The following is a 21,417-nucleotide window of genomic DNA, read 5'->3' as shown; positions in this document are numbered from 1 at the left end:
GACTTTATTCAGATACAAAAAACCGGCTCTAAGCCGGTTTTTTATTAGGGTGCTTATCGAAAGCGAATCACTTTAGCGATTAAGCTTCAGTTTTTCCCCATGTGTCACGTAGACCAACCGTGCGGTTGAAGACTAGTGCATCTGCTTTAGAGTCTTTCGAATCCACACAGAAGTAACCTGTACGTTCAAACTGGTACGCTTGCTCTGCCACACCTTCTGCTAAGCTAGGTTCAACAAAACCATTTAGCGTAACAAGAGATTCAGGGTTTAGCGTTGCAGCGAAGTCATCAGCAGCGGCTGGGTTTGGCACTGTGAATAGACGATCGTACAAACGAATCTCAGCAGGCAGTGCTTTATCAGCAGATACCCAGTGGATAACGCCTTTCACTTTGCGGCCATCTGCAGGGTTCTTACCCAATGTTTCATTGTCGTAAGAACAGAAGATAGTCGTAATGTTGCCTTCTGCATCTTTTTCGATACGTTCAGCTTTGATCACGTAAGCACCACGCAGGCGAACTTCTTTACCTAGAACCAAACGCTTGTACTTTTTGTTTGCTTCTTCACGGAAGTCGTCACGTTCGATCCAAACTTCGCGTGTAAATGGAACTTCACGAGTACCCATTTCTGGCTTGTTCGGGTGGTTTGCAACCGTTAGCGTTTCTACTGTATCTGCTTCGTAGTTTTCGATAACGATCTTAACTGGATCCAGAACAGCCATTGCACGAGGTGCATTTTCGTTCAGATCATCACGGATGCAAGATTCAAGTGAACCGAACTCAATCATGTTCTCTTGCTTAGTTACACCAATACGCTTACAGAATTCACGAATCGAGCTTGAAGTAAAACCACGACGACGTAGGCCAGAAATAGTAGGCATGCGTGGGTCATCCCAACCTTGAACTAGGTTTTCAACCACAAGTTGGTTCAGCTTACGCTTAGACATCACTGTATATTCAAGATTCAGGCGGCTAAACTCGTACTGACGAGGTTGGCAGTCAATCGTGATGTTATCTAGAACCCAATCGTACAAACGACGGTTATCTTGGAATTCAAGCGTACAGATAGAGTGCGTAATACCTTCCAGCGCATCAGAGATACAGTGAGTAAAGTCGTACATTGGGTAAATGCACCACTTGTCAGCCGTTTGATGGTGGTGAGCAAAACGAACACGGTAGATAACAGGATCGCGCATAACCATGAACGAAGAGCTCATGTCGATCTTAGCACGTAGACACGCTTTACCTTCTTCAAAGCCACCGTCACGCATTTTTTCAAACAACGCTAGGTTCTCTTCAGGGCTGCGGTCACGGTATGGGCTCGCTTTACCAGGCTCTTTTAGCGTGCCACGGTACTCACGGATTTGATCAGGACTTAGCTCGTCAACATACGCTAAGCCTTTATTAATTAATTCCACAGCATAAGCGTAAAGCGTATCGAAGTAGTTTGATGAGTAACAAATATCACCAGACCATTCGAAGCCTAACCAGCTTACATCATTCTTAATTGACTCAACGTATTCAACGTCTTCTTTTTCAGGGTTTGTATCATCGAAACGAAGATTACATTGTCCCTGGTAGTCCTGAGCAATACCAAAGTTCAAGCAAATAGATTTAGCGTGACCAATGTGCAGGTAGCCATTTGGCTCCGGCGGGAAACGAGTATGCACGCTACTGTGTGTACCATCCGCTAAATCTTTATCAATAATTTGGCGAATGAAATTCGATGGACGAGCCTCAGCTTCACTCATCTATAGCACCTCTATGTATTTAGTATTGTCAGAGAAAGTTATCTTTCGTCCCCAAGAAAACGGTCGCTTATAGCGCCAGTCAAAGATAGAAAGATCATTGTTGCTAATCATCCACAATTCTTAGCCTTTGCACAATAAGAACCGTCCGTTAATTGCGATTATTTCTGCTATTCGATGAAGAATAGAACGAACCGTGTTCGCTGGTCTTAAACTGTAGGCACAAAAAAGCCTCCCATGTGGGAGGCTTTCAATTTGACACTTACTTAAGAGTAACTTTACGTCTTAATTAAGTACTTCCCTTACTGTGGAAGTTTTACATCAGATAGGTCTTCGCCTGCACCAATAGCTTTCATTTCGCCAGCTACGATTTCAGCTAGTGGGCCTAGGATAACCTGTAGGTTGTTTTCACCTAGTTTAACCACACCTTTAGCACCAAGTTTCTTAAGAACAACTTCATCTGCAACAGAGCGGTCTTTAAGAGTTAGACGTAGACGAGTGATACAAGCGTCGATTGAAGTTAGGTTGTCGTGACCACCTAGAGCTTTCAGGTATTGACGTGCAAGGTCGCCCTTTGGTGCGTCGCCAGCAGGAGCTGCAACAGCTTCGTCATCATCTTCACGACCTGGCGATTTCAAGTTGAAAGCGCGGATTGCGAAAGAGAAAGTGAAGAAGTATAGAGCACCGAAGCCAAGACCGATTAGTAGTAGTACGAATGGTTTAGTTGCTAGACCCCAGTTCAATACGAAGTCGATAAGACCAGCAGAGAAACCGAAACCGTGCAGAGTACCAAACATGTTAGCAACTACTAGAGACAAACCTGTAAATACAGCGTGCATTGCGTATAGAGCAGGAGCTAGGAATACGAACATGAATTCTAGCGGCTCTGTGATACCTGTTAGGAATGAACAGAATGCAACTGAGAATAGTGCGCCACCAACTTGGCTACGTTTTTCAGCAGGAGCAGCTAGGTACATTGCAAGTGCAGCACCTGGTAGACCGAACATCATTACTGGGAAGAAACCGTTCATGAATACGCCAGCGCCTTTATCGCCGCCGAAGAAACGGTGTAGGTCGCCAGATTTAACTGTTTCAGTTACTTCTTTAACAGTTGCAACAATTTCTGGGTTAACTGAGTTAGCAAATTCAAATGTGTACTCTTGACCAACAACTAAAGTTTTAGCTAGTGCAGGGTCAACACAAAGTTGAGAGAAGCCTTCTGCAGCAACTACGATCTCTTGACAAGAGCCCATACCGAACCAGAAGTACGAGTTCAGTACATGGTGTAGACCTACTGGGATAAGTGCACGGTTAAGAGTACCGTAAACAAATTGACCGATAGCGCCAGACGTTGAAACTGCGTGAGCAAGTGCATCTAGACCAGATTGAACAGCAGGCCATACAACACCAAAGATTGCGCCAGCAACTAGAGCAAATAGACCAGCCATAATAGGAACTAGACGTTTGCCAGAGAAGAATGCTAGCCACTCTGGAAGACGAGTCGCGTGGAATGCATTGTAAGAGTGACCTGCGATGATACCTGCAAAGATACCGCCGAAGAATGACATATTTACACTAGCATCGATGTTTGTTGCGGTTGCTGTCAGAACAAAGTAAGCAACTGCACCAGCAAGACCTGCTGCGCCGTTACCGTCTTTAGAAAGACCAATAGCTATACCCAAACCAAACAATAATGGTAGTTGACTGAAGATTGCGTTACCAGCAGATGCCATGAATGCGATATCGAGTAAGTCTGGTTGACCCAGACGTAGCAGCAATGCCGCAATCGGAAGCGTTGCGATTGGTAGCATTAACGCCTTACCAAGCTTCTGCGCATATCCTAGAATATTCACCAGTTGTTTCCCCCTATAGGATTTTTTAGAATTCGTTTGAGAAACTTATTTTAGTCGCTCAATTTAGTCCTATTCAGTGTATTCAATTAATTTTGCCCCGCAAATTAAAACCTTACCATTTGTGATCCTAATCACCAGTTTTTACCAAATCCAGAGGTTTTTGCTAGCGAGATCATAAAACTTATTTTATCATTCAAAAAAATGAACATTTATGGATAAAATCCAAATCTAATCATTAGGCAAAAAGATGGTAACTCCGGGCTTATAGAGCACCGTGAATAATCATTGTTGATGGACCTAAATGTATAATAAAAATCAATTGTTCATATGTTTTTCAACAACTTAAATCGCTTCTCATTTTGAAGCCGTTTGCCCATAAAAGATAAATCGTTACGTAAATGATGCTCGCAAACTAAGTCCGCATTTAGGTAACGAACGAATTTAAAAGATCTCACGAAATAAGGATTAGCTGACTATGTACGCGCTAAGTAACTGTAAAATTTACACTGGTAGTGATGTTCTAACCGATCATGCTGTTGTAATCGAAAACGAACTGATCAAAAAAGTCTGTCCTATCTCTGAATTGCCAGAAGGAATCGAGCTTCGCGACCTAGACGGAGCAAACCTAAGCCCAGGTTTCATTGACCTACAACTGAATGGTTGTGGCGGTGTAATGCTTAACGATGAGATCACTGCAGAAACCATGCAGATCATGCACAAAGCAAACCTGAAATCTGGCTGTACTAGCTTCCTACCAACGCTTATCACCTCTTCAGACGAAGATATGCGTGCGGTTATTACGGCAGCTCGTGAATACCATAACCAGTACCAAAACCAATCTTTAGGTCTGCACCTTGAAGGCCCTTACCTAAACGTTGCGAAAAAAGGCATCCATAGCGTCGATCACATTCGTAAATCTGACAACGAAATGATTGAGCTTATCTGTGAGAACCGTGACCTTGTTGCAAAAGTAACATTGGCTCCAGAGCTTAACGACCCTGAACACATCGAACGCCTGCACAAAGCTGGCGTTGTCGTTTCTATCGGCCACACCAACGCAACTTACGCAGAAGCGCGTCAAGGTTTCGAATCTGGTATCACGTTCGCCACTCACCTGTTCAATGCAATGACGCCGATGGTTGGTCGTGAGCCTGGCGTTGTTGGCGCGATTTACGATACTCCTGAGGTTTACGCTGGCATTATTGCCGACGGCTTCCACGTTGATTACGCAAACATCAGAATTGCGCATAAAATCAAGGGAGAAAAGTTGGTATTAGTGACGGATGCCACAGCTCCTGCAGGTGCTGACATGGAATACTTTATTTTTGTCGGTAAGAAAGTATATTACCGTGATGGTAAGTGTGTTGATGAAAACGGCACACTGGGCGGCTCAGCTCTGACTATGATTGAAGCAGTTCAGAATACAGTTGAGCACGCTGGTATCGCTTTAGACGAAGCTCTTCGCATGGCTACGCTATACCCAGCTACGGCTATCGGTGTAGAAAGCAAGCTAGGTCGAATCAAAAAAGGCATGGTTGCAAACCTAGCTGTATTTGACCGAGACTTTAACGTTAAAGCGACTGTTGTTAACGGACAATACGAGCACAATTAAGTATGAATGGCGGACAAATAGGTAACGTAGACTTAGTTAAACAACTAAACAGTGCGGCGGTATACCGACTTATAGACCAACAGGGGCCTATCAGTCGTATACAAGTGGCTGATGTAAGCCAACTCGCACCGGCAAGTGTTACAAAAATTACCCGCCAACTTTTAGAGCGCGGCCTAATTAAAGAGGTTGCGCAGCAAGCGTCTACTGGCGGTAGACGCGCTATCTCCCTAACCACAGAAGTAGAGCCTTTTCATTCTGTTGCTGTGCGTTTGGGTCGAGACTACATTCAAATAAGCCTGCATGACCTTGGTGGTCGTGAATTGGCTTTCCAACAGCAAGACCTGAATTATTCAGACCAATCAGACCTTACCCAAGGCTTGGTCAATAACCTCAAAGCTTTCATTGCTGAGCATCAACCAAAGATCGATCAACTGATTGCTATTGGTGTCACGCTTCCAGGCTTGGTTAACCCAACGACCGGTGTTGTTGAGTACATGCCGAATACCGACATCGATAACCTCGCATTAAGCGACATTATTCGCGATACATTCCATGTTGCTTGTTTTGTTGGTAACGATGTTCGTGGAATGGCGCTTGCTGAGCACTACTTCGGTGCAAGTAAAGATAGCCAAGATTCTATTTTGGTCAGTGTTCACCGTGGTACAGGTGCAGGTATTATCGTTAATGGTCAGGTTTTCCTAGGTCATAACCGTAATGTGGGTGAAATTGGTCATATCCAAATTGATCCGCTAGGCGAGCAATGCCAATGTGGTAACTTCGGCTGTCTTGAAACAGTAGCGGCAAACCCAGCTATCGTTGAACGCGTGCAGAAGCTGATTAAACAAGGCTATGAGTCTTCTTTAACAGAGCTTGAGCATATTACGATTCAAGACGTTTGTGACCACGCGATTAATGGTGATGAGCTAGCCAAGCAAAGCTTAGTTCGAGTAGGAAACCAGTTAGGTAAGGCTATCGCGATGACGATTAACTTATTTAACCCTCAAAAAGTTATCATTGCTGGTGATATTACCAAGGCACAAGAGATTGTTTTTCCTGCAATTAAGCGCAATGTAGAGAATCAGTCGTTAACGACTTTCCATAGCGGCCTGCCTATTGTAGCATCACAGATCGATAAACATCCTACGATGGGAGCTTTTGCTATGATTAAGCGCGCCATGCTTAACGGCGTGTTACTGCAGAAGCTTCTCGAAGACTAGAGAAAACAATTCTGATTTTCCGCGGGCCGTGTTTGTATAAACACGGCCCGTTTTTTTAAGCTAGGGAACTACAACAACAAGTTATGGAACTTATATTAATATCCACTGCGTTTATCGCAGGATTTATTGCTTTAAAGTGTCACCTTCCCCCATTAGTTGGTTTTTTGGTTGCAGGCTTTGGGCTTTTTGCCTTTGGCTTTGAAACCAATGACACCATCATTACTTTAGCTGACCTTGGTGTCACGCTGCTTCTATTTACTATCGGCTTAAAGCTCGATATCAAAACCCTACTCTCTAAAGAGATCTGGGCTGGCGCGACAATCCACAACCTTTTGTCCACTCTGTTTTTCGCCGTCGCCCTGTTTGGCTTTAAGTTCTTAGGTATTTCATCGCTAGCTGCCATGTCGGTAGAACAGATCGTTCTGCTCGGTTTTGCTCTTTCATTCTCTAGTACTGTATTTGCGGTTAAGACTCTGCAAGAGAAAGGCGAAATGAATGCGACCTACGGAACGTTAGCGATTGGTATCTTGGTCATGCAGGATATCTTCGCCGTAGTATTCTTAACGGCTTCTACGGGCAAAATACCTGAGTGGTATGCAATTGCTCTGTTTGCCCTACCCTTATTACGCCCACTGTTCTACAAAGTGCTCGATTGGGTTGGTCACGGTGAGATGCTGGTTCTTTCCGGCATCTTCTTCGCATTAGTCGTCGGTGCTGGTTTATTCCATTTGGTTGGTGTGAAACCAGATTTGGGGGCTCTTGTTCTAGGTATGTTACTTGCTGGTCACCCAAAAGCCTCAGAATTATCAAAGTCGCTGTTTAACCTTAAAGAACTTTTCCTTGTCTGTTTCTTCTTGAATATTGGTCTGTCAGAGCAACCAACCATTCAAGGCTTTATGCTCGCAATCTTGTTCTTGCTGATGCTGCCAGTGAAAGGTGTTCTCTACTTCTTGGTACTCAACCGCTTCAAGTTCCGTGTTCGAACGTCTCTACTTGCCTCGCTATCACTGTTTAACTATAGCGAGTTTGGCCTCATCGTTGGTGGTCTCGCCTTCAAGATGGGTTGGATGTCGGGTGATATCTTAGTTGCCGTTGCCATTGCAGTTTCACTGTCTTTTCTAATCGCTGCTCCTTTAAACCGAGCTGGTCATAAGCTTTATCAGCAGTCAGGTAAATGGCTAAAAGAGCATGCGTCAGAAAAGCTTCACCGACGTGATAAGCGAATTGACCCTGGTCGTGCCCAAGTGCTTATTCTAGGTATGGGCCGAATTGGTACCGGTGCTTATGACGAATTACGTACTCGCTATGGCAAGGTCAGCCTAGGTGTAGAAGTGCGTGAAGAAGCCGCGCACAACCACAGAAGCCAAGGCAGAAACGTGATTTCTGGCGACGCGACTGACCCAGATTTCTGGGAGCGAATTCTAGATACAGCAAACGTAAAGCTGGTGATTTTGGCAATGCCTCACCACCAAGGTAATCAAACCGCTTTAGAACAATTAAAGTCACGTAACTTTAAAGGCCAAATTGCGGCTATTGCTGAATATCCCGATCAACTCGAAACACTGAAAGAGAATGGCGTTGATGCGGCATTTAACATTTACAGCGAGGCTGGTAGTGGTTTTGCTCGCCACGTTTGCGAACAGTTAAATCCAAATATCAATAAAATCTAGTATTAGACAGTGTTCAACTAAACCTCTCAAAACTGCCTATTTTTCGCACTTTTGAGAGGTTTTTGTTTAAAAAACCAACCGCAATTAAACACCACACACCAAAAGCACATAAAAATTAGATAATTTCTAACAGAACACCCTTTATATTATTTTTTTGCTCACATCCGGTTGCTTTTTTTAGCCAGAATGGCAAATTGAATGCAGTTGATTTGGAAATTATTTAAAAGGAAGTTCTATGTGTTCAGTATTTGGCATTCTCGACATTAAAAGTGATGCCGCAGCACTTCGCCCTATTGCTTTAGAAATGTCTAAGAAGCTTCGTCACCGTGGTCCAGACTGGTCTGGTATCTATGCTGGTGAAAAAGCAATCCTTGCTCATGAACGTCTTGCTATTGTTGGCTTGAACAGTGGTGCTCAACCACTATACAGTCAAGACAAAAAGCACATTCTTGCAGTAAACGGTGAAATTTATAACCACAAAGAACTTCGTGCACGCTATGAAGATAAGTACCAGTTCCAGACTGATTCTGACTGTGAAGTTATCCTAGCGCTATACCAAGAGATGGGTGCAGACCTTCTAGAAGAGCTTAACGGTATTTTCGCATTCGTTTTATACGACGAAGAGAAAGACGAGTACCTAGTGGGCCGCGACCATATTGGTATCATCCCGCTTTACCAAGGTTACGATGAGCACGGCAACTACTACGTGGCTTCAGAGATGAAAGCATTGGTTGAAGTATGTAAGACGATCAGTGAATTCCCTCCAGGTAGCTTCTACTCTTCGAAAGATGCTGAACCTCAACGCTACTACATCCGCGATTGGAACGAGTACGCTGCGGTACAAGGCAACAGCACAAGCAAAGAAGAACTGACTGAAGCGCTAGAAGCAGCCGTTAAACGTCAACTAATGACTGACGTTCCTTACGGTGTACTTCTATCTGGTGGCCTGGATTCATCAATTACTTCAGCAGTTGCAAAACGCTTTGCGGCAATGCGTATCGAAGATGATGAGCAATCTGAAGCTTGGTGGCCACAACTGCACTCGTTCGCTGTTGGTCTTGAAGGCGCACCAGACCTTATCGCTGCTCGTGAAGTTGCGGACAAGATCGGAACTGTGCACCATGAGATGACTTACACTATTCAGGAAGGCCTAGACGCAATCCGTGACGTTATCTACCATATCGAAACTTACGATGTAACGACGATTCGTGCATCAACGCCAATGTACTTGCTGGCTCGTAAGATCAAAGCGATGGGCATCAAGATGGTACTTTCAGGTGAAGGTGCTGATGAAATCTTTGGTGGTTACCTGTACTTCCATAAAGCGCCAAACGCGAAAGAGTTCCACGAAGAGACAGTACGTAAACTGCTTGCTCTAAGTATGTTCGACTGTGCTCGTGCAAACAAATCGCTAGCGGCATGGGGTGTTGAAGGCCGTGTACCATTCTTGGATAAAGAGTTCATCGATGTCGCAATGCGTCTGAACCCTGAAGATAAGATGTGCGGTAACGGTAAGATGGAGAAACACATCCTGCGTGAGTGTTTTGAAGACTACCTACCAGATTCAATCGCATGGCGTCAAAAAGAGCAGTTCTCTGATGGTGTTGGCTACGATTGGATTGATACATTGAAAGCAACGGCTGAAGCAAAAGTAACGGATCAACAAATGGAAGCTGCTAAGTTCCGTTTCCCTTACAACACGCCAACAACCAAAGAAGGTTATGTTTACCGTGAAATCTTTGAGGAGCTATTCCCTCTAGGATCTGCGGCAGAGTGTGTACCTGGTGGTCCTTCAGTTGCTTGTTCATCAGCGAAAGCGATTGAGTGGGATGAGTCATTCAAAAACTGTGTCGACCCATCAGGCCGTGCAGTACAAGCCGTTCACAACGATGCTTACAACGCTTAGAGCGTTTTGAACAAATCCTAAAGACTAAAAAAGGCGCATTATGCGCCTTTTGTTTTAAGCCTATTTTTATTACTGCAGTTATGCGCGAGCTTGTAGTGCTTCGTTCTCAATACTGATTGGAACGACTTGGCTGATCATTTTCACCAGCATAATCGATCGAGCCTCACCGTCTTTCTGATCGAAAATAGCTTCAACCCCAGCAAATTGGCCACTCTGAATCTTAACTACCTGTCCAGATTCAAACTCAACACAACAATCTTCCACTTCGTTACTGCAGCACTTCTCAAACTCTTTAAGTTCAAACACCAAGTCTCCTTGGACCTCGTGCGGCAGTGAACCGAACTTAATAAAGTCCACAACGCCACGTGTTGAACGAACGGTCGTGAAGCTAGGACCTTGCTCATAATCGAAGCGAACAAAGATGTAAGACGGAAACAGCGGTTCTTTGACCTGCTTTTCTTTCCCTCTCACCACCTTTTTGACTTCTATTTGAGGGTAAAAGCACTCTACCCCCTGATTCTCTAAGTGCTGCTGAGCGCGTTTTTGATCACCACGCTTACAGTAAAGCAAATACCAACGTTTCATTTAACTAGCCATTTTATATTTTTAGATATTTTACCACATGCCTAAAACGGTTGAATCGCCATTAATAAAATGAATCGTTGCTAACGAAAAATAATGCGTAGCAGACCAATTTATCAACAAAAAGTTATAGGTGTCGGAGTGGTTAAGCATTGTACAGAGATCATTTAGAGATCAAAAGACTCATTGTTGTAAGCATATGTATACCCCACCTAATGAGCACACCACTCCCTTTAAACTCAAAATGATACACCAGAGCAATGCATCTAAAGATTTTTATTCAACACGACTTTAATAAAGGTTATTAACCAACCAGCTCAAATCTGGAAAATTAGTTTGCAGCACACTTAAAATGGGCAACATTAAAAGTAAAGATGATTAATATCAATACCTTAGATAAACCAAGTTGTCGTAACCATAAAATACGTCTATTGCAGACTTTTATCCCACTGTGTATACATGAATGACTATAAAATCTTTTAATACCTAAAATTAGTAAAACTTATGCCAAGCAACCACAACATCTTTGGCCACCCTAGAGGCCTATTTCTACTTTTTAGCACAGAGCTATGGGAACGTTTCTCTTACTATGCGATGCGCGCCATCCTTGTCTTATTTTTGACTGACACTACCCTCAACGGTGGACTGGGTTGGTCAACGAAAGACGCACTCGATCTCTACGGTATTTACACCGGTTTAGTCTACATCACACCATTAATTGGTGGCTGGATTGCCGATAACTACCTAGGTCAGCGTAAATCAATTCTGATTGGCGGTGTATTAATGGCACTTGGCCAATTTACACTGGCTCTACCTAACGGCTTCATCGGTTTAGACCAAGTGAACGCTCTGTACCTTGGTTTAGCACTGCTAATCAGTGGTAACGGTATGTTTAAGCCGAACATCTCAACCATGGTTGGCGATCTGTACCAAGAAGGCGATAACCGCCGTGACGGTGCTTTCACCATTTTCTACATGGGCATCAACTTAGGTGCGCTGCTTGGTGGCTTAATTTCAGGTGCTGCTGTCGATTCATTCGGTTGGAAAGCAGGTTTCCTAGCCGCTGGTATTGGTATGGTTATTAGCTTGATCATGCAAGTGACAATGGCTCAGTCTTGGTTAGGCAACATCGGTTCTGTACCTGCTGCTGCAAGAGCGAAAGCACTGAACAAATCTAAAGAAAAAGCGCCACTGACCAAAGAAGAGTTCGACAGACTAAAAGTGATTCTTATCATGGGTCTGTTCGTGATTGTATTCTGGGCGGGCTTTGAACAAGCTGGCGGCCTAATGAACATCTACACTCAACAATATACTGACCGTATGATTGGTGGCTTTGAAGTTCCTGCTGCGTGGTTCCAATCTTTGAACCCATTCTTCATCATTACACTTGCTCCAATCATTGCTGCGTTCTGGGTGAAACTGGGTAAGCGTGAACCCAACTCTCCTGTGAAGTTTGCAATGGCATTGTTCTTCTTAGCACTGGGCTTTGTGTGCATGATGGGCGCGGTAATGGAGCAAGGCGGTGACCTAACAGTGAAAACATCAATGCTATGGCTAGTCGGCGCTTTCTTCTTCCATACCCTTGGTGAGCTTTGTCTATCTCCTATTGGCCTGTCGTTGGTCACTAAGTTAGCTCCGCTTCGCCTAGCATCATTGATGATGGGTGCATGGTTTGGCTTCAATGCGGTGGCAAACTACGTGGCAGGCCTGGTTGGTTCTCACGTTGGTGAGCTTGGTGCTATGTCAATCTTCAGTGGTATTGCTATCACAGCAACGGTGAGTGGCATATTACTGCTGCTTTGTGCTGGTAAGCTTGTGTCATGGATGCACGGCGTAGAAACCAACATGACGCTTGAAGCAGAGCCTAAAGCTAAGCAAGCAACAGAGACATCTGCGGCTTAACTCTCAAGCTGTTTCAAAACGAAATATCCTGATCAAAAAGGGCTGCTCAATGAGCAGCCCTTTTGTTATTTGTATTATGCGCCTTAATGCTAACGATAAGTCATAATCAAGGCTCAGCATCTGTTAGCGATACAGCGCCACTAACTCTGCCATCATATCGATGTGCGAATCTCTGTCGTTCAGACACATAATGTAGCTAAAGTCCGAACCACCAGCGTCAATGAAAGTCTCTTTACACTGGTCTGAAATCTCTTCCAACGTTTCCAAACAGTCAACCGAAAAGGCAGGTGCCATAATGTCGATCTTCTTGATGCCTTTACTCGGCAGTGATTCAAGTGTCTCGTCAGTGTATGGCTTCAACCACTCTTCTCGACCAAATCGCGATTGGTATGTCATTGTGATATCGTCCGCTGACAAACCTAACTCTGCCGCAAGCAGCTTTGTTGTCGCTTCACAATGCTGAGGGTAGATATCGCCTTCATCAGCCAGTCGCTTCGGAATACCGTGGAAAGAACACACTAAATGATCGGCTCTGCCATTTTTATCCCAATGACTGCGGACGCTTTCAGCCAATGCTTTGGCATAGCTTGGGTGCGCGTAGTAGTCGCGAATAAAGCGATAGCTCGGGATAACTGGCATCTGCTTAAAGGCTTTGGTTAAACCATCAGAAACCGCCGCTGTGGTTGTACCAGAGTACTGCGGATATAAAGGCAGTACGATGATGTCCTCAACGCCCTGCTCCATCAGTTGCTCAACACCAGTCTTTAGGCTTGGGTTGCCATAGGTCATACCCAGTGCAACAGGCATCTCTAGCTTCTTCTGGAGCTTTTCAGCTTGTCTTTGAGAGTACACAAGCAGTGGTGAGCCTTCATCCATCCAGACAGACTGATACAGCTTAGCAACTTTAGGCGAGCGAATCGGTAAAATCACCCCATGTAATATAGGACACCAAAGCCAACGCGTTAGGTTTACAACTCGCTTGTCGTGTAAGAATTCACTCAAAAATCGACGAACGCCAGCGGGGGTCGCCGAATCTGGAGTTCCTAAGTTCACCAGTAAAACACCCTGCTTTTTATTATTTTCCATAGATACCTGAGACCAATATGTGATTTTCTGGAAAGTAATATACTAATCTGCATAAGTTTAAGATCATTGCGCCTCAATGAAAGTCTGAATAATCACTCTTCATATGAGATACACAACATCCACTCTCAATTGCTAGCCACTGCCATCGGGTCTGAACCGTTCTGAATCATGTGCAATCAAATTATCTAGATTGGTATCGTACTAAAAATTGAAACAAAAAAAGCGACCCTTAAGGTCGCTTCCAATATATCAAATTCTAAAACTGGCTGTTAGCCAATTATGCTAGTGCTTTCTCAAGTTCTGCACTAACTTCAGCAACTTGCTTAGTACCATCAAACTTAAGGTACTGAGTGTTGCCTGCTTCAGCTTCTTTACCGTAGTAAGAGATAAGCGGAGCTGTTTGATCGTGGTATACACCTAGACGTGCACGAACTGTTTCTTCTTTGTCGTCATCACGTACCACTAGGTCTTCACCCGTTACGTCATCTTTACCTTCTTCTTTAGGCGGATTGTACACAGTGTGGTATGTACGACCAGAAGGAAGGTGAGCACGACGACCAGCCATACGCTCAACAATCACATCGTCAGCTACGTCAAATTCAACAACGTAATCAACAGCGATGCCCATTTCTTTTAGGCCATCAGCTTGTGGGATTGTGCGTGGGAAACCGTCTAGTAGGAAACCTTTCTCACAGTCATCTTGAGCGATACGCTCTTTGATAAGACCAAGGATAATTTCATCAGAAACTAGCTGACCAGCGTCGATTACTGATTTTGCTTGCTTACCAAGCTCAGTACCCGCTTTGATAGCAGCACGTAGCATGTCACCAGTTGAAATTTGAGGGATACCAAATTTGTTCATGATGAAGTTAGCTTGAGTACCTTTACCCGCGCCAGGAGCACCTAGAAGAATGATGCGCATGTTTAATCCTCTTATAAAATTATGATTTATACCGAAGCTCACTATCCCTCCATTCTTGCTCATTTTTAGGATGAACAGAAAGCGTTAAGTAACCATTGAGGCTAAGCAAAACTGTGAACAGAAGCAAAACGGTAAGTTTCGGTATAACGTTTAAAAATCATACAACTGGAGATAGTCGCTTCTTAGCCCCAGCTGATTAGGTCGAGCATTCTATCACATTAATATTCAATTTGGCTGAATTTACGACTAAAGAATGCATCGACAACATTTGTTGTGACGATAACGGTGACGTTGACCACGTTAGGTCAATTTTCAACGACGTTCATAAAAAAAAGCCCGCATTTGCGAGCTTTTTATTGTAATTGTTGGCTTAACCTAAAGTCGAAAGACTAACGCTTTGTTAGTAGCTCGTTGATTGCACCCAAGAATTGTGACGGATCTTCCATTGAGCCCTTTTCAGCCAGCATCGCTTGACCAAGTAGCAACTCAACCCAACGACCAAACGCTTGCTCGTCTGCTTCGTCAGCCATCTGTTTAACCAGTGCGTGCTCAGGGTTAATCTCGAAGATGTACTTCACTTCCGGTGCCGCTTGACCCGCAGCTTCAAGAAGCTTCGCCATTTGCGTGCCCATTTCGAAGTCGTCAGTCACAACAACCGCAGGTGTCGTTGCTAGCTTGAAGGTCGTACGAACTTCTTTAACACGACCACCTAGGTAAGATTGAGTACGCTCAACAACAGATTTGAACTCTTCTTCTGTCTCTTTTTGCTTCTCTTTCTCTTCTTCACCTTCAAACTTGCTTAGGTCTAAGCCTGCTTTAGTGATCGATTGGAACTGTTTACCGTCGAAGTCAGTCAGGTAGTTCATTACGTACTCATCAATACGATCGTACATTAGAACCACTTCAATACCTTTAGCTTTGAACTGCTCCAAGTGTGGGCTGTTCTTAGCGGCGGCGTAGCTATCTGCTGTCAGGTAGTAAATCTTATCTTGGCCTTCTTTCATGCGCTCAACGTAAGATTCTAGGCTGATGGTTTGTTCAGCAGAATCCACTTCCGTTGACGAGAAACGAAGTAGACCAGCGATCTTCTCTTTGTTCGCCATATCTTCAGCCGGGCCTTCTTTCAATACTAGGCCGAACTCTTTCCAAAACTCTAGGTACTTATCATTGTCATTCTTCGCCATGCGCTCAAGCATAGTCAGTACACGCTTGGTACATGCGCCACGAAGAGACTGAGTTACCTTGTTGTCTTGCAGGATTTCACGAGACACGTTCAATGGCAGATCGTTTGAGTCAATCAAGCCACGAACGAAACGCATGTAAGATGGCATGAACTGCTCTGCGTCATCCATGATGAATACACGCTGCACGTAAAGTTTCAAGCCACTCTTGTGGTCACGGTTCATCATGTCCCAAGGTGCTTTCGCTGGGATGTAAAGCAGGCTTGTGTAATCGTTCTTACCTTCAACCTTGTTGTGGCTCCAGGTTAGTGGATCAGCAAAGTCGTGAGATACGTGCTTGTAAAACTCTTGGTACTCTTCTTTCTCGATATCAGATTTGTTGCGAGTCCAAAGCGCTTGCGCCTTATTGATCTGTTCCCAATGTTTCTCTTCGGTGTCTTTACCTTCGTCATCTTTCACTGCTGTGAAGATAGAAACAGGAATACCGATGTGGTCAGAATATTTACCAATCACTTCACGCAGACGCCACTCATTTAAGAACTCTTTACCGTCTTCACGCATGTGCAGAACGATGTCAGTACCACGAGACTCTTTAGTGATGTCTTCGATTGTGTAATCGCCTTCACCTGCAGAGTGCCACTGAACAGCTTCATTGTTCGGCAGGCCAGCTGCACGTGTGCGAACCGTTACCGCGTCTGCGACGATGAATGCAGAATAGAAACCCACACCAAATTGACCAATCAGTTGAGAGTCTTTGCTTTGGTCTTCAGACAGCTTTGAGAAAAAATCTGCAGTGCCTGACTTAGCAATCGTACCTAAATGCTCAATAACGTTGTCGCGGCTCATACCGATACCGTTATCAGAAATGGTTAACGTGTTTGCTTCCGCGTTGAAAGAAAGTTTTACACCTAGATCTGCATCACCTTGGTAAAGGTCACCGTTCGATAGAGCTTGAAAACGAAGCTTATCAGCCGCGTCAGATGCGTTAGAGATCAGCTCACGTAGAAAGATTTCTTTATTTGAATACAGTGAGTGAATCATTAGATGAAGTAGTTGTTTTACTTCAGATTGAAAGCCACGAGTCTCTTTATTTTGCGTTGCCGTTTCGCTCATTTTTACTCCAAAACATCTATACTTTATGTTGAATAATCATAGGGGCGTAACACTTGATGCCACTCTTCTGTACATTAACATGAGGATGACAAATGTAAATTCAAGGTCAAAAATCATAAAAACACTGTTTTTTTTATCTGTTTTTATTATCCTTGAGCCTGATAAATATAAAAGAACATAAAATAAGCCATGATTTGGTGAAGAATTAACGGAACTTCACCTGAGATTTGTCTATTTCGCCCCCCAAAACAATCCAAAATAGAAGAATTCAATGAGTAATATCGGCACAAAGTTTATTCTCGCACAACGGTTCGTATTCGACCCAAACAGCAATTCACTTGTCGATCAAATGAGCGACGGTGAAGTCGTACGTCTTGGTAGCAATGAAAGCCGCATTCTCTTGATGCTGTCAGAAAGGCCTAATGAAGTTATCACTCGTAATGAATTGCATGAGTATGTTTGGCGAGACCAAGGCTTTGAGGTGGATGACTCAAGCTTAACGCAAGCCGTATCGACTCTGAGAAAGATGCTCAAAGACTCGACTAAATCTCCTGAATTCGTAAAGACAGTACCGAAGCGCGGTTACCAATTTATTGCGACCGTTGAGCGCTCTGCGCCACTGTCATCAAATGATCAGCCAGTAGCCGCTGAAATTGCAGAAAATGACGTTGAACCTATCCTAACGTTTGCAACGCCTGCAGCGACTGAACAAGCAATCACTGACACATTTGAACCTGAGCCAATTACAAAAGTTCAACAAACTAAAGTGGCAGTAGAACCAGCAACCGCTCCTGTTGTAGCTCCGGCTAAAAGCACCAATAAATGGTTAACATTTTGGTTACTGCTTGCCGCTTTCATCATGCCGATTCTCGTTTTAACGTTTACTACCCCGGTGGAGTCCGAGTTCACGGTTTTGACTGAAGTGGATGGTGTAAAGGTTCAATCACCGGTTAACCACCCAGACCTCAGCAGTTGGCTGCCAGCAATAGAAAAGTGTGTATTAAGTTACAACACGAGTCACACTGGTGTGTTAAAGCCGGCTGAAGTGATCGCTACAGGAGGACAAACCAATAACCTTGCCCTCAATTACATTCACCCGCAAGATTACTCGAGCGAAAATGTAACCCTAAGAATTTACGCAAACCAGTCGGATGTAAACGACATTTGTAACGGTGGTAAGTAACATGAAATTAAAAGTATCGATTATCTTACTGGTTCTATCGGCATTTTTGAGTGGTTGGCTATATTGGAGCAGCAATGCAAAAGTAGAGCGCTTGCTCACTCAGCATGAATGGCAGTCGAGAATGGTGACGCTGATTAGCGATAACAAGCAAGCTGACTCAATCGGCCCACTTCGTAGAGTTGAACTATCATCGAATGCGAAATACCTACCAAATGGTACATATTTAAGAATGTCAGTGGTTAGACTTTACGGTAATCAAACTGAGCCTGCGAATGTCATCAACATCTCTGAAACGGGTCAGTGGGATATTAACGATAACTACTTACTGGTTTCGCCAACGGAGTTTAAAGATGTGACCTCGGCTCAGCGCCAAGACTTTTCAGAAGAACAGCTAGAGCTGATCACTCAAGTCATTAAGATGGACGCAGAGCAAAGCCGCCGCATAGATATTGTTAACCCGAAGGCACTGCTACTGACTAGCTTAAATCATGGTTCTACCGTATTGTTTTCAAACTAAGATTGGATCGCTATTTACTGTTTATGAATAGCTGAATACCATGAAACGGTAAACCAATAGAAAAAAGGGGCATGAAGCCCCTTTTTTGTTAGCCGTTGGTATCAAATTACGGATGTAGCATTTTAAGGATTAACCATGAAAACGGAACAACCTAATCTGGCGCCAGCGAAAGAGACAGCAACAAAAGCCACAATCGCGATACACTATTGCCGTCAATGCAATTGGATGCTTCGCTCTAGTTGGTTATGCCAAGAGCTACTGCATACCTTCAGCGAAGAAATTGAACAAGTGAGCTTACACCCAGACACAGGAGGCAGGTTCGAAATCTTTTGTAATGGTGTGCAGATTTGGGAAAGAAAAGCAGATGACGGTTTTCCAGAGGCGAAAGTTCTGAAGCAAAGAGTACGAAACATCATTGCTCCAGACAGAGATCTCGGCCACGTGGACTCAAAATAAGCCTTTCACAGCCGATCCAATGATTTAAAGCTGACCACTCACGAGAACATCACCTTCAAGGCTAATGACTTTGAAGGTATTGTTTTCATAGATGCCATAGCTTGCCGCGTGTCCCTCTCGTGGGAATGTCACCGAGCTAGGGTTAAAGATAAAGATGTCATCTTGGTATTCGGCGACAGGAATATGGGTATGACCGTGTGCAATGATATCGCCCGCCTTCAACGCAGGGCGTTTATTGGTGTTGTACAAATGGCCATGCGTTAGGAAGATACGCTGGCCTGATCCTAATAGCACCCACGAGTAATCCATCATCATTGGAAAAGACAACAACATCTGATCCACTTCGCTATCGCAGTTACCACGAACGGCAATGATCTCTTGAGAAAACGCATTCAACTTATCTGCAACCGCCGGCGGGTTGTATCCTTCTGGAATCGGATTTCTTGGTCCATGATTCAGAATGTCACCCAATAGAACTAAATATTGCGCACCAGATGCTTGGTAGAGTTCTAATACCTTTTCTGTTGCTGGCAGCGAACCGTGTAGGTCTGAAGCAAAAAATAATTTCACACGTACTTCTCCATAAAATTTATGAGCCTATTGTACGTATCTAAATGCTACACGTCATCTCTCGCCATACCATTGATCACGATATTATTGTAACTAACCATACCGACTATCTTGTTATCACGAACTACTGGCGCACGACTGATACCAAAGCGTTCAAACAGGCGAGCGCAATACTTTACGTTCATCTCAGCAGACACGCTTAGCGCTGGCTTGGTCATGATCTCATAAACATTGGTTCGCTTTGGAGATCGGTTCTTAGCCAGTACTTTCTTGGCAATGTCATTCATCAATACGATACCGTATTCGTCATCTTCGTGGCGTTTATCGACAATGATTGCCTTCACTTTGTGCTTTTTAGCCATCTCTATCGCTTCTAACACCGTGGTTAGCCCATCGATAATCACATACGTATTGGCCATGACATCGCCTACTCGGATCTTTTCACTGGTACTCATAGCTCATCCTCCACAACCTTTGTTAACGTCTCGACTTGATGCGCAACCCCGACTGCGTCTTCGATATCGATCTGCACCGCTATACCTTGTCCTGACTCCTGGTCAAACTCGCCGACTTCGCCAATAGTTTCAAGAATATGCCTAGCTAAGTGTTCCTCAACCACAAACAGCAACACATCTTTTTGCACCTCTAACGTTAAGCCGAAGAAGGTGGTTTTTTGGTTTAAGCCTTGCCCTCTGGCGTTATTAATCACCGTTGCTCCAGTCGCGCCCGCATCACGCGCGGCATCGAGCACAGTGTCGGTCTTGCTCTCTTCTACAAACGCTAGGATAAGTTTAAAGCGCATCTTTGCTCTCCTTAGAGGTATGTAAACGGTTTAACCATTGTGTTATTTGGGCATAGCCCATCACTGAAATGATGGGAAATAAGCTGGCAAAGGCGATCAATCCAAAGCCATCAATGACAGGATTTCTTCCTGGTACGGTTGAAGCAAGTCCAAGCCCGAGCGCCGTCACTAAAGGGACTGTCACCGTTGATGTAGTGACGCCACCCGAATCGTAGGCTAATGGGATAATGAGTTTTGGGGCGTAAAAGGTTTGAATGACCACGACGACATAACCCAAAATGATGTAGTAATGGATCGGGTCACCCGCAACGATACGGTAGCTGCCCAGAGAGATACCGATAGCAACGCCCAATGCCACGGCGATCCTCAGCCCATTGACGCTGATACTGCCACCGGAAACTTGGTTCGCCTTAATCGCTACAGCTATCAAAGAAGGCTCGGCTATCGTGGTGCTGAAACCAATACAAAACGCAAACAGGTAAACCCAGTAATAATCAAACCAAACCAAAGCAAGACCAGAACTGATCTTAAACTCAGTCAAAAAGCTTGGCTCGGTGAGTTGCATTGCCATCGTCTCCCCTAGAGGGAATAACGCGAGCTCCAATCCCATCAAAAAGAGTGATAAGCCAAGAATGACGTAGAAGAAACCGATCAGCACTTTGGCTAGGTTATTGACTGGCTTTCGTAATACCGCCAACTGAAAACCGAAGATGATGATCGCAATCGGGATCACATCCATCACAGTGCCGAGAAAGGTGTCGATAAATTGTTGAACACTGATCATGTCACCACCATCCCGTACACCATGACAAACATCATCGGCAGCAACGAAGCAAACGCGATCAACCCAAAACCATCTATCATCGGATTACGCCCTTTAATTGCCGAGGCTAAACCCACCCCTAACGCAGTTACTAATGGGACGGTGATCGTCGATGTCGTTACTCCACCAGAGTCATACGCAATTCCAATGATGTTTTCCGGAGCAAATGCAGTGAGCACGACCACTCCAATATATCCACCGATGATCATGTACTGGATTGGCCAACCTTTTAAGATTCTCAGCACACCGAGTAAAATAGCGATACCGACTGACAGTGC

The 21,417-nt window shown here is 44.3% G+C and carries 19 protein-coding genes; 8 read left to right on the top strand and 11 right to left on the bottom strand.

Annotation, left to right across the window (positions count from 1 at the left end):
- Positions 1-79: 79 nt before the first annotated feature.
- Entirely contained in the window at positions 80-1,747 is a 1,668-nt protein-coding gene (glnS, locus tag A136_RS16495) for a glutamine--tRNA ligase (RefSeq protein ID WP_017063407.1), read from the bottom strand.
- Positions 1,748-2,046: 299 nt separating this feature from the next.
- Positions 2,047-3,597, bottom strand: a complete 1,551-nt coding sequence (nagE, locus tag A136_RS16490; protein WP_032546287.1) for an N-acetylglucosamine-specific PTS transporter subunit IIBC — start codon at positions 3,595-3,597, stop codon at positions 2,047-2,049.
- A 475-nt stretch (positions 3,598-4,072) separates the two neighbouring features.
- Between nagE and nagA the strand changes: the two genes are divergently transcribed.
- The 4 genes from nagA (at position 4,073) to asnB (ending at position 10,002) form a co-directional block, all read left to right on the top strand.
- On the top strand, positions 4,073-5,209 hold the full coding sequence (gene nagA, locus A136_RS16485) for an N-acetylglucosamine-6-phosphate deacetylase (RefSeq protein ID WP_017062193.1): 1,137 nt from the start codon (positions 4,073-4,075) through the stop codon (positions 5,207-5,209).
- A 2-nt stretch (positions 5,210-5,211) separates the two neighbouring features.
- Positions 5,212-6,426, top strand: coding sequence for a DNA-binding transcriptional regulator NagC (gene nagC, locus A136_RS16480; RefSeq protein WP_017062194.1), 1,215 nt, complete (start codon positions 5,212-5,214; stop codon positions 6,424-6,426).
- Positions 6,427-6,509: 83 nt separating this feature from the next.
- On the top strand, positions 6,510-8,096 hold the full coding sequence (locus tag A136_RS16475) for a cation:proton antiporter family protein (RefSeq protein WP_017062195.1): 1,587 nt from the start codon (positions 6,510-6,512) through the stop codon (positions 8,094-8,096).
- Between the two features lie 235 nt (positions 8,097-8,331).
- The gene (gene asnB, locus A136_RS16470) at positions 8,332-10,002 is read left to right on the top strand and encodes an asparagine synthase B (RefSeq protein WP_017063405.1); all 1,671 of its coding nucleotides are present in this window, start codon (positions 8,332-8,334) and stop codon (positions 10,000-10,002) included.
- A 78-nt stretch (positions 10,003-10,080) separates the two neighbouring features.
- Here asnB and rfaH read toward each other — a convergent pair whose 3' ends face one another.
- Positions 10,081-10,587, bottom strand: coding sequence for a transcription/translation regulatory transformer protein RfaH (rfaH, locus tag A136_RS16465; RefSeq protein ID WP_017062197.1), 507 nt, complete (start codon positions 10,585-10,587; stop codon positions 10,081-10,083).
- Between the two features lie 501 nt (positions 10,588-11,088).
- Between rfaH and A136_RS16460 the strand changes: the two genes are divergently transcribed.
- Positions 11,089-12,486, top strand: coding sequence for a peptide MFS transporter (locus tag A136_RS16460; RefSeq protein ID WP_017062198.1), 1,398 nt, complete (start codon positions 11,089-11,091; stop codon positions 12,484-12,486).
- 123 nt (positions 12,487-12,609) lie between these two features.
- Here A136_RS16460 and hemH read toward each other — a convergent pair whose 3' ends face one another.
- The 3 genes from hemH to htpG all read right to left on the bottom strand — a co-directional run bounded on the left by hemH (position 12,610) and on the right by htpG (position 16,788).
- Positions 12,610-13,572 carry a ferrochelatase gene (gene hemH, locus A136_RS16455; protein WP_017063404.1) on the bottom strand — a complete coding sequence of 321 codons (963 nt, stop codon included), beginning with the start codon at positions 13,570-13,572 and terminating at the stop codon, positions 12,610-12,612.
- 277 nt (positions 13,573-13,849) lie between these two features.
- On the bottom strand, positions 13,850-14,494 hold the full coding sequence (adk, locus tag A136_RS16450; protein WP_017062200.1) for an adenylate kinase: 645 nt from the start codon (positions 14,492-14,494) through the stop codon (positions 13,850-13,852).
- Positions 14,495-14,883: 389 nt separating this feature from the next.
- Positions 14,884-16,788, bottom strand: a complete 1,905-nt coding sequence (gene htpG, locus A136_RS16445; RefSeq protein WP_017062201.1) for a molecular chaperone HtpG — start codon at positions 16,786-16,788, stop codon at positions 14,884-14,886.
- A gap of 271 nt (positions 16,789-17,059) precedes the next feature.
- Here htpG and A136_RS16440 point away from each other — a divergent pair, with 271 nt between their 5' ends.
- The 3 genes from A136_RS16440 (at position 17,060) to A136_RS16430 (ending at position 18,944) form a co-directional block, all read left to right on the top strand.
- On the top strand, positions 17,060-17,971 hold the full coding sequence (locus A136_RS16440; RefSeq protein WP_017063403.1) for a transcriptional regulator: 912 nt from the start codon (positions 17,060-17,062) through the stop codon (positions 17,969-17,971).
- 1 nt (position 17,972) lies between these two features.
- Positions 17,973-18,488 (top strand): regulatory protein ToxS, encoded by a 516-nt coding sequence (locus A136_RS16435; protein ID WP_017063402.1) that lies wholly within the window; start codon positions 17,973-17,975, stop codon positions 18,486-18,488.
- Between the two features lie 135 nt (positions 18,489-18,623).
- Positions 18,624-18,944 carry a SelT/SelW/SelH family protein gene (locus A136_RS16430; protein ID WP_017062204.1) on the top strand — a complete coding sequence of 107 codons (321 nt, stop codon included), beginning with the start codon at positions 18,624-18,626 and terminating at the stop codon, positions 18,942-18,944.
- A 24-nt stretch (positions 18,945-18,968) separates the two neighbouring features.
- Here A136_RS16430 and yfcE read toward each other — a convergent pair whose 3' ends face one another.
- The 5 genes from yfcE to A136_RS16405 form a co-directional block, all read right to left on the bottom strand.
- Entirely contained in the window at positions 18,969-19,514 is a 546-nt protein-coding gene (yfcE, locus tag A136_RS16425; RefSeq protein ID WP_017063401.1) for a phosphodiesterase, read from the bottom strand.
- Between the two features lie 47 nt (positions 19,515-19,561).
- Positions 19,562-19,969, bottom strand: coding sequence for a CBS domain-containing protein (locus tag A136_RS16420; RefSeq protein ID WP_017062206.1), 408 nt, complete (start codon positions 19,967-19,969; stop codon positions 19,562-19,564).
- On the bottom strand, positions 19,966-20,316 hold the full coding sequence (locus A136_RS16415; RefSeq protein ID WP_017062207.1) for a P-II family nitrogen regulator: 351 nt from the start codon (positions 20,314-20,316) through the stop codon (positions 19,966-19,968). The genes A136_RS16420 and A136_RS16415 overlap by 4 nt, the downstream gene beginning before the upstream one ends.
- Positions 20,306-21,100 carry a DUF1538 domain-containing protein gene (locus tag A136_RS16410; protein WP_017063400.1) on the bottom strand — a complete coding sequence of 265 codons (795 nt, stop codon included), beginning with the start codon at positions 21,098-21,100 and terminating at the stop codon, positions 20,306-20,308. The genes A136_RS16415 and A136_RS16410 overlap by 11 nt, the downstream gene beginning before the upstream one ends.
- The coding region (locus tag A136_RS16405) for a DUF1538 family protein (RefSeq protein ID WP_017063399.1) at positions 21,097-21,417 on the bottom strand (321 nt) is incomplete at its 5' end. The genes A136_RS16405 and A136_RS16410, both read right to left, overlap by 4 nt.

Source organism: Vibrio crassostreae 9ZC13, from assembly GCF_000272045.2.
In the GTDB taxonomy this organism is placed as follows: domain Bacteria; phylum Pseudomonadota; class Gammaproteobacteria; order Enterobacterales; family Vibrionaceae; genus Vibrio; species Vibrio crassostreae_C.
Note: the sequence above shows the minus strand (reverse complement) of the source record. Positions and strands in the feature narration are given on the sequence as shown.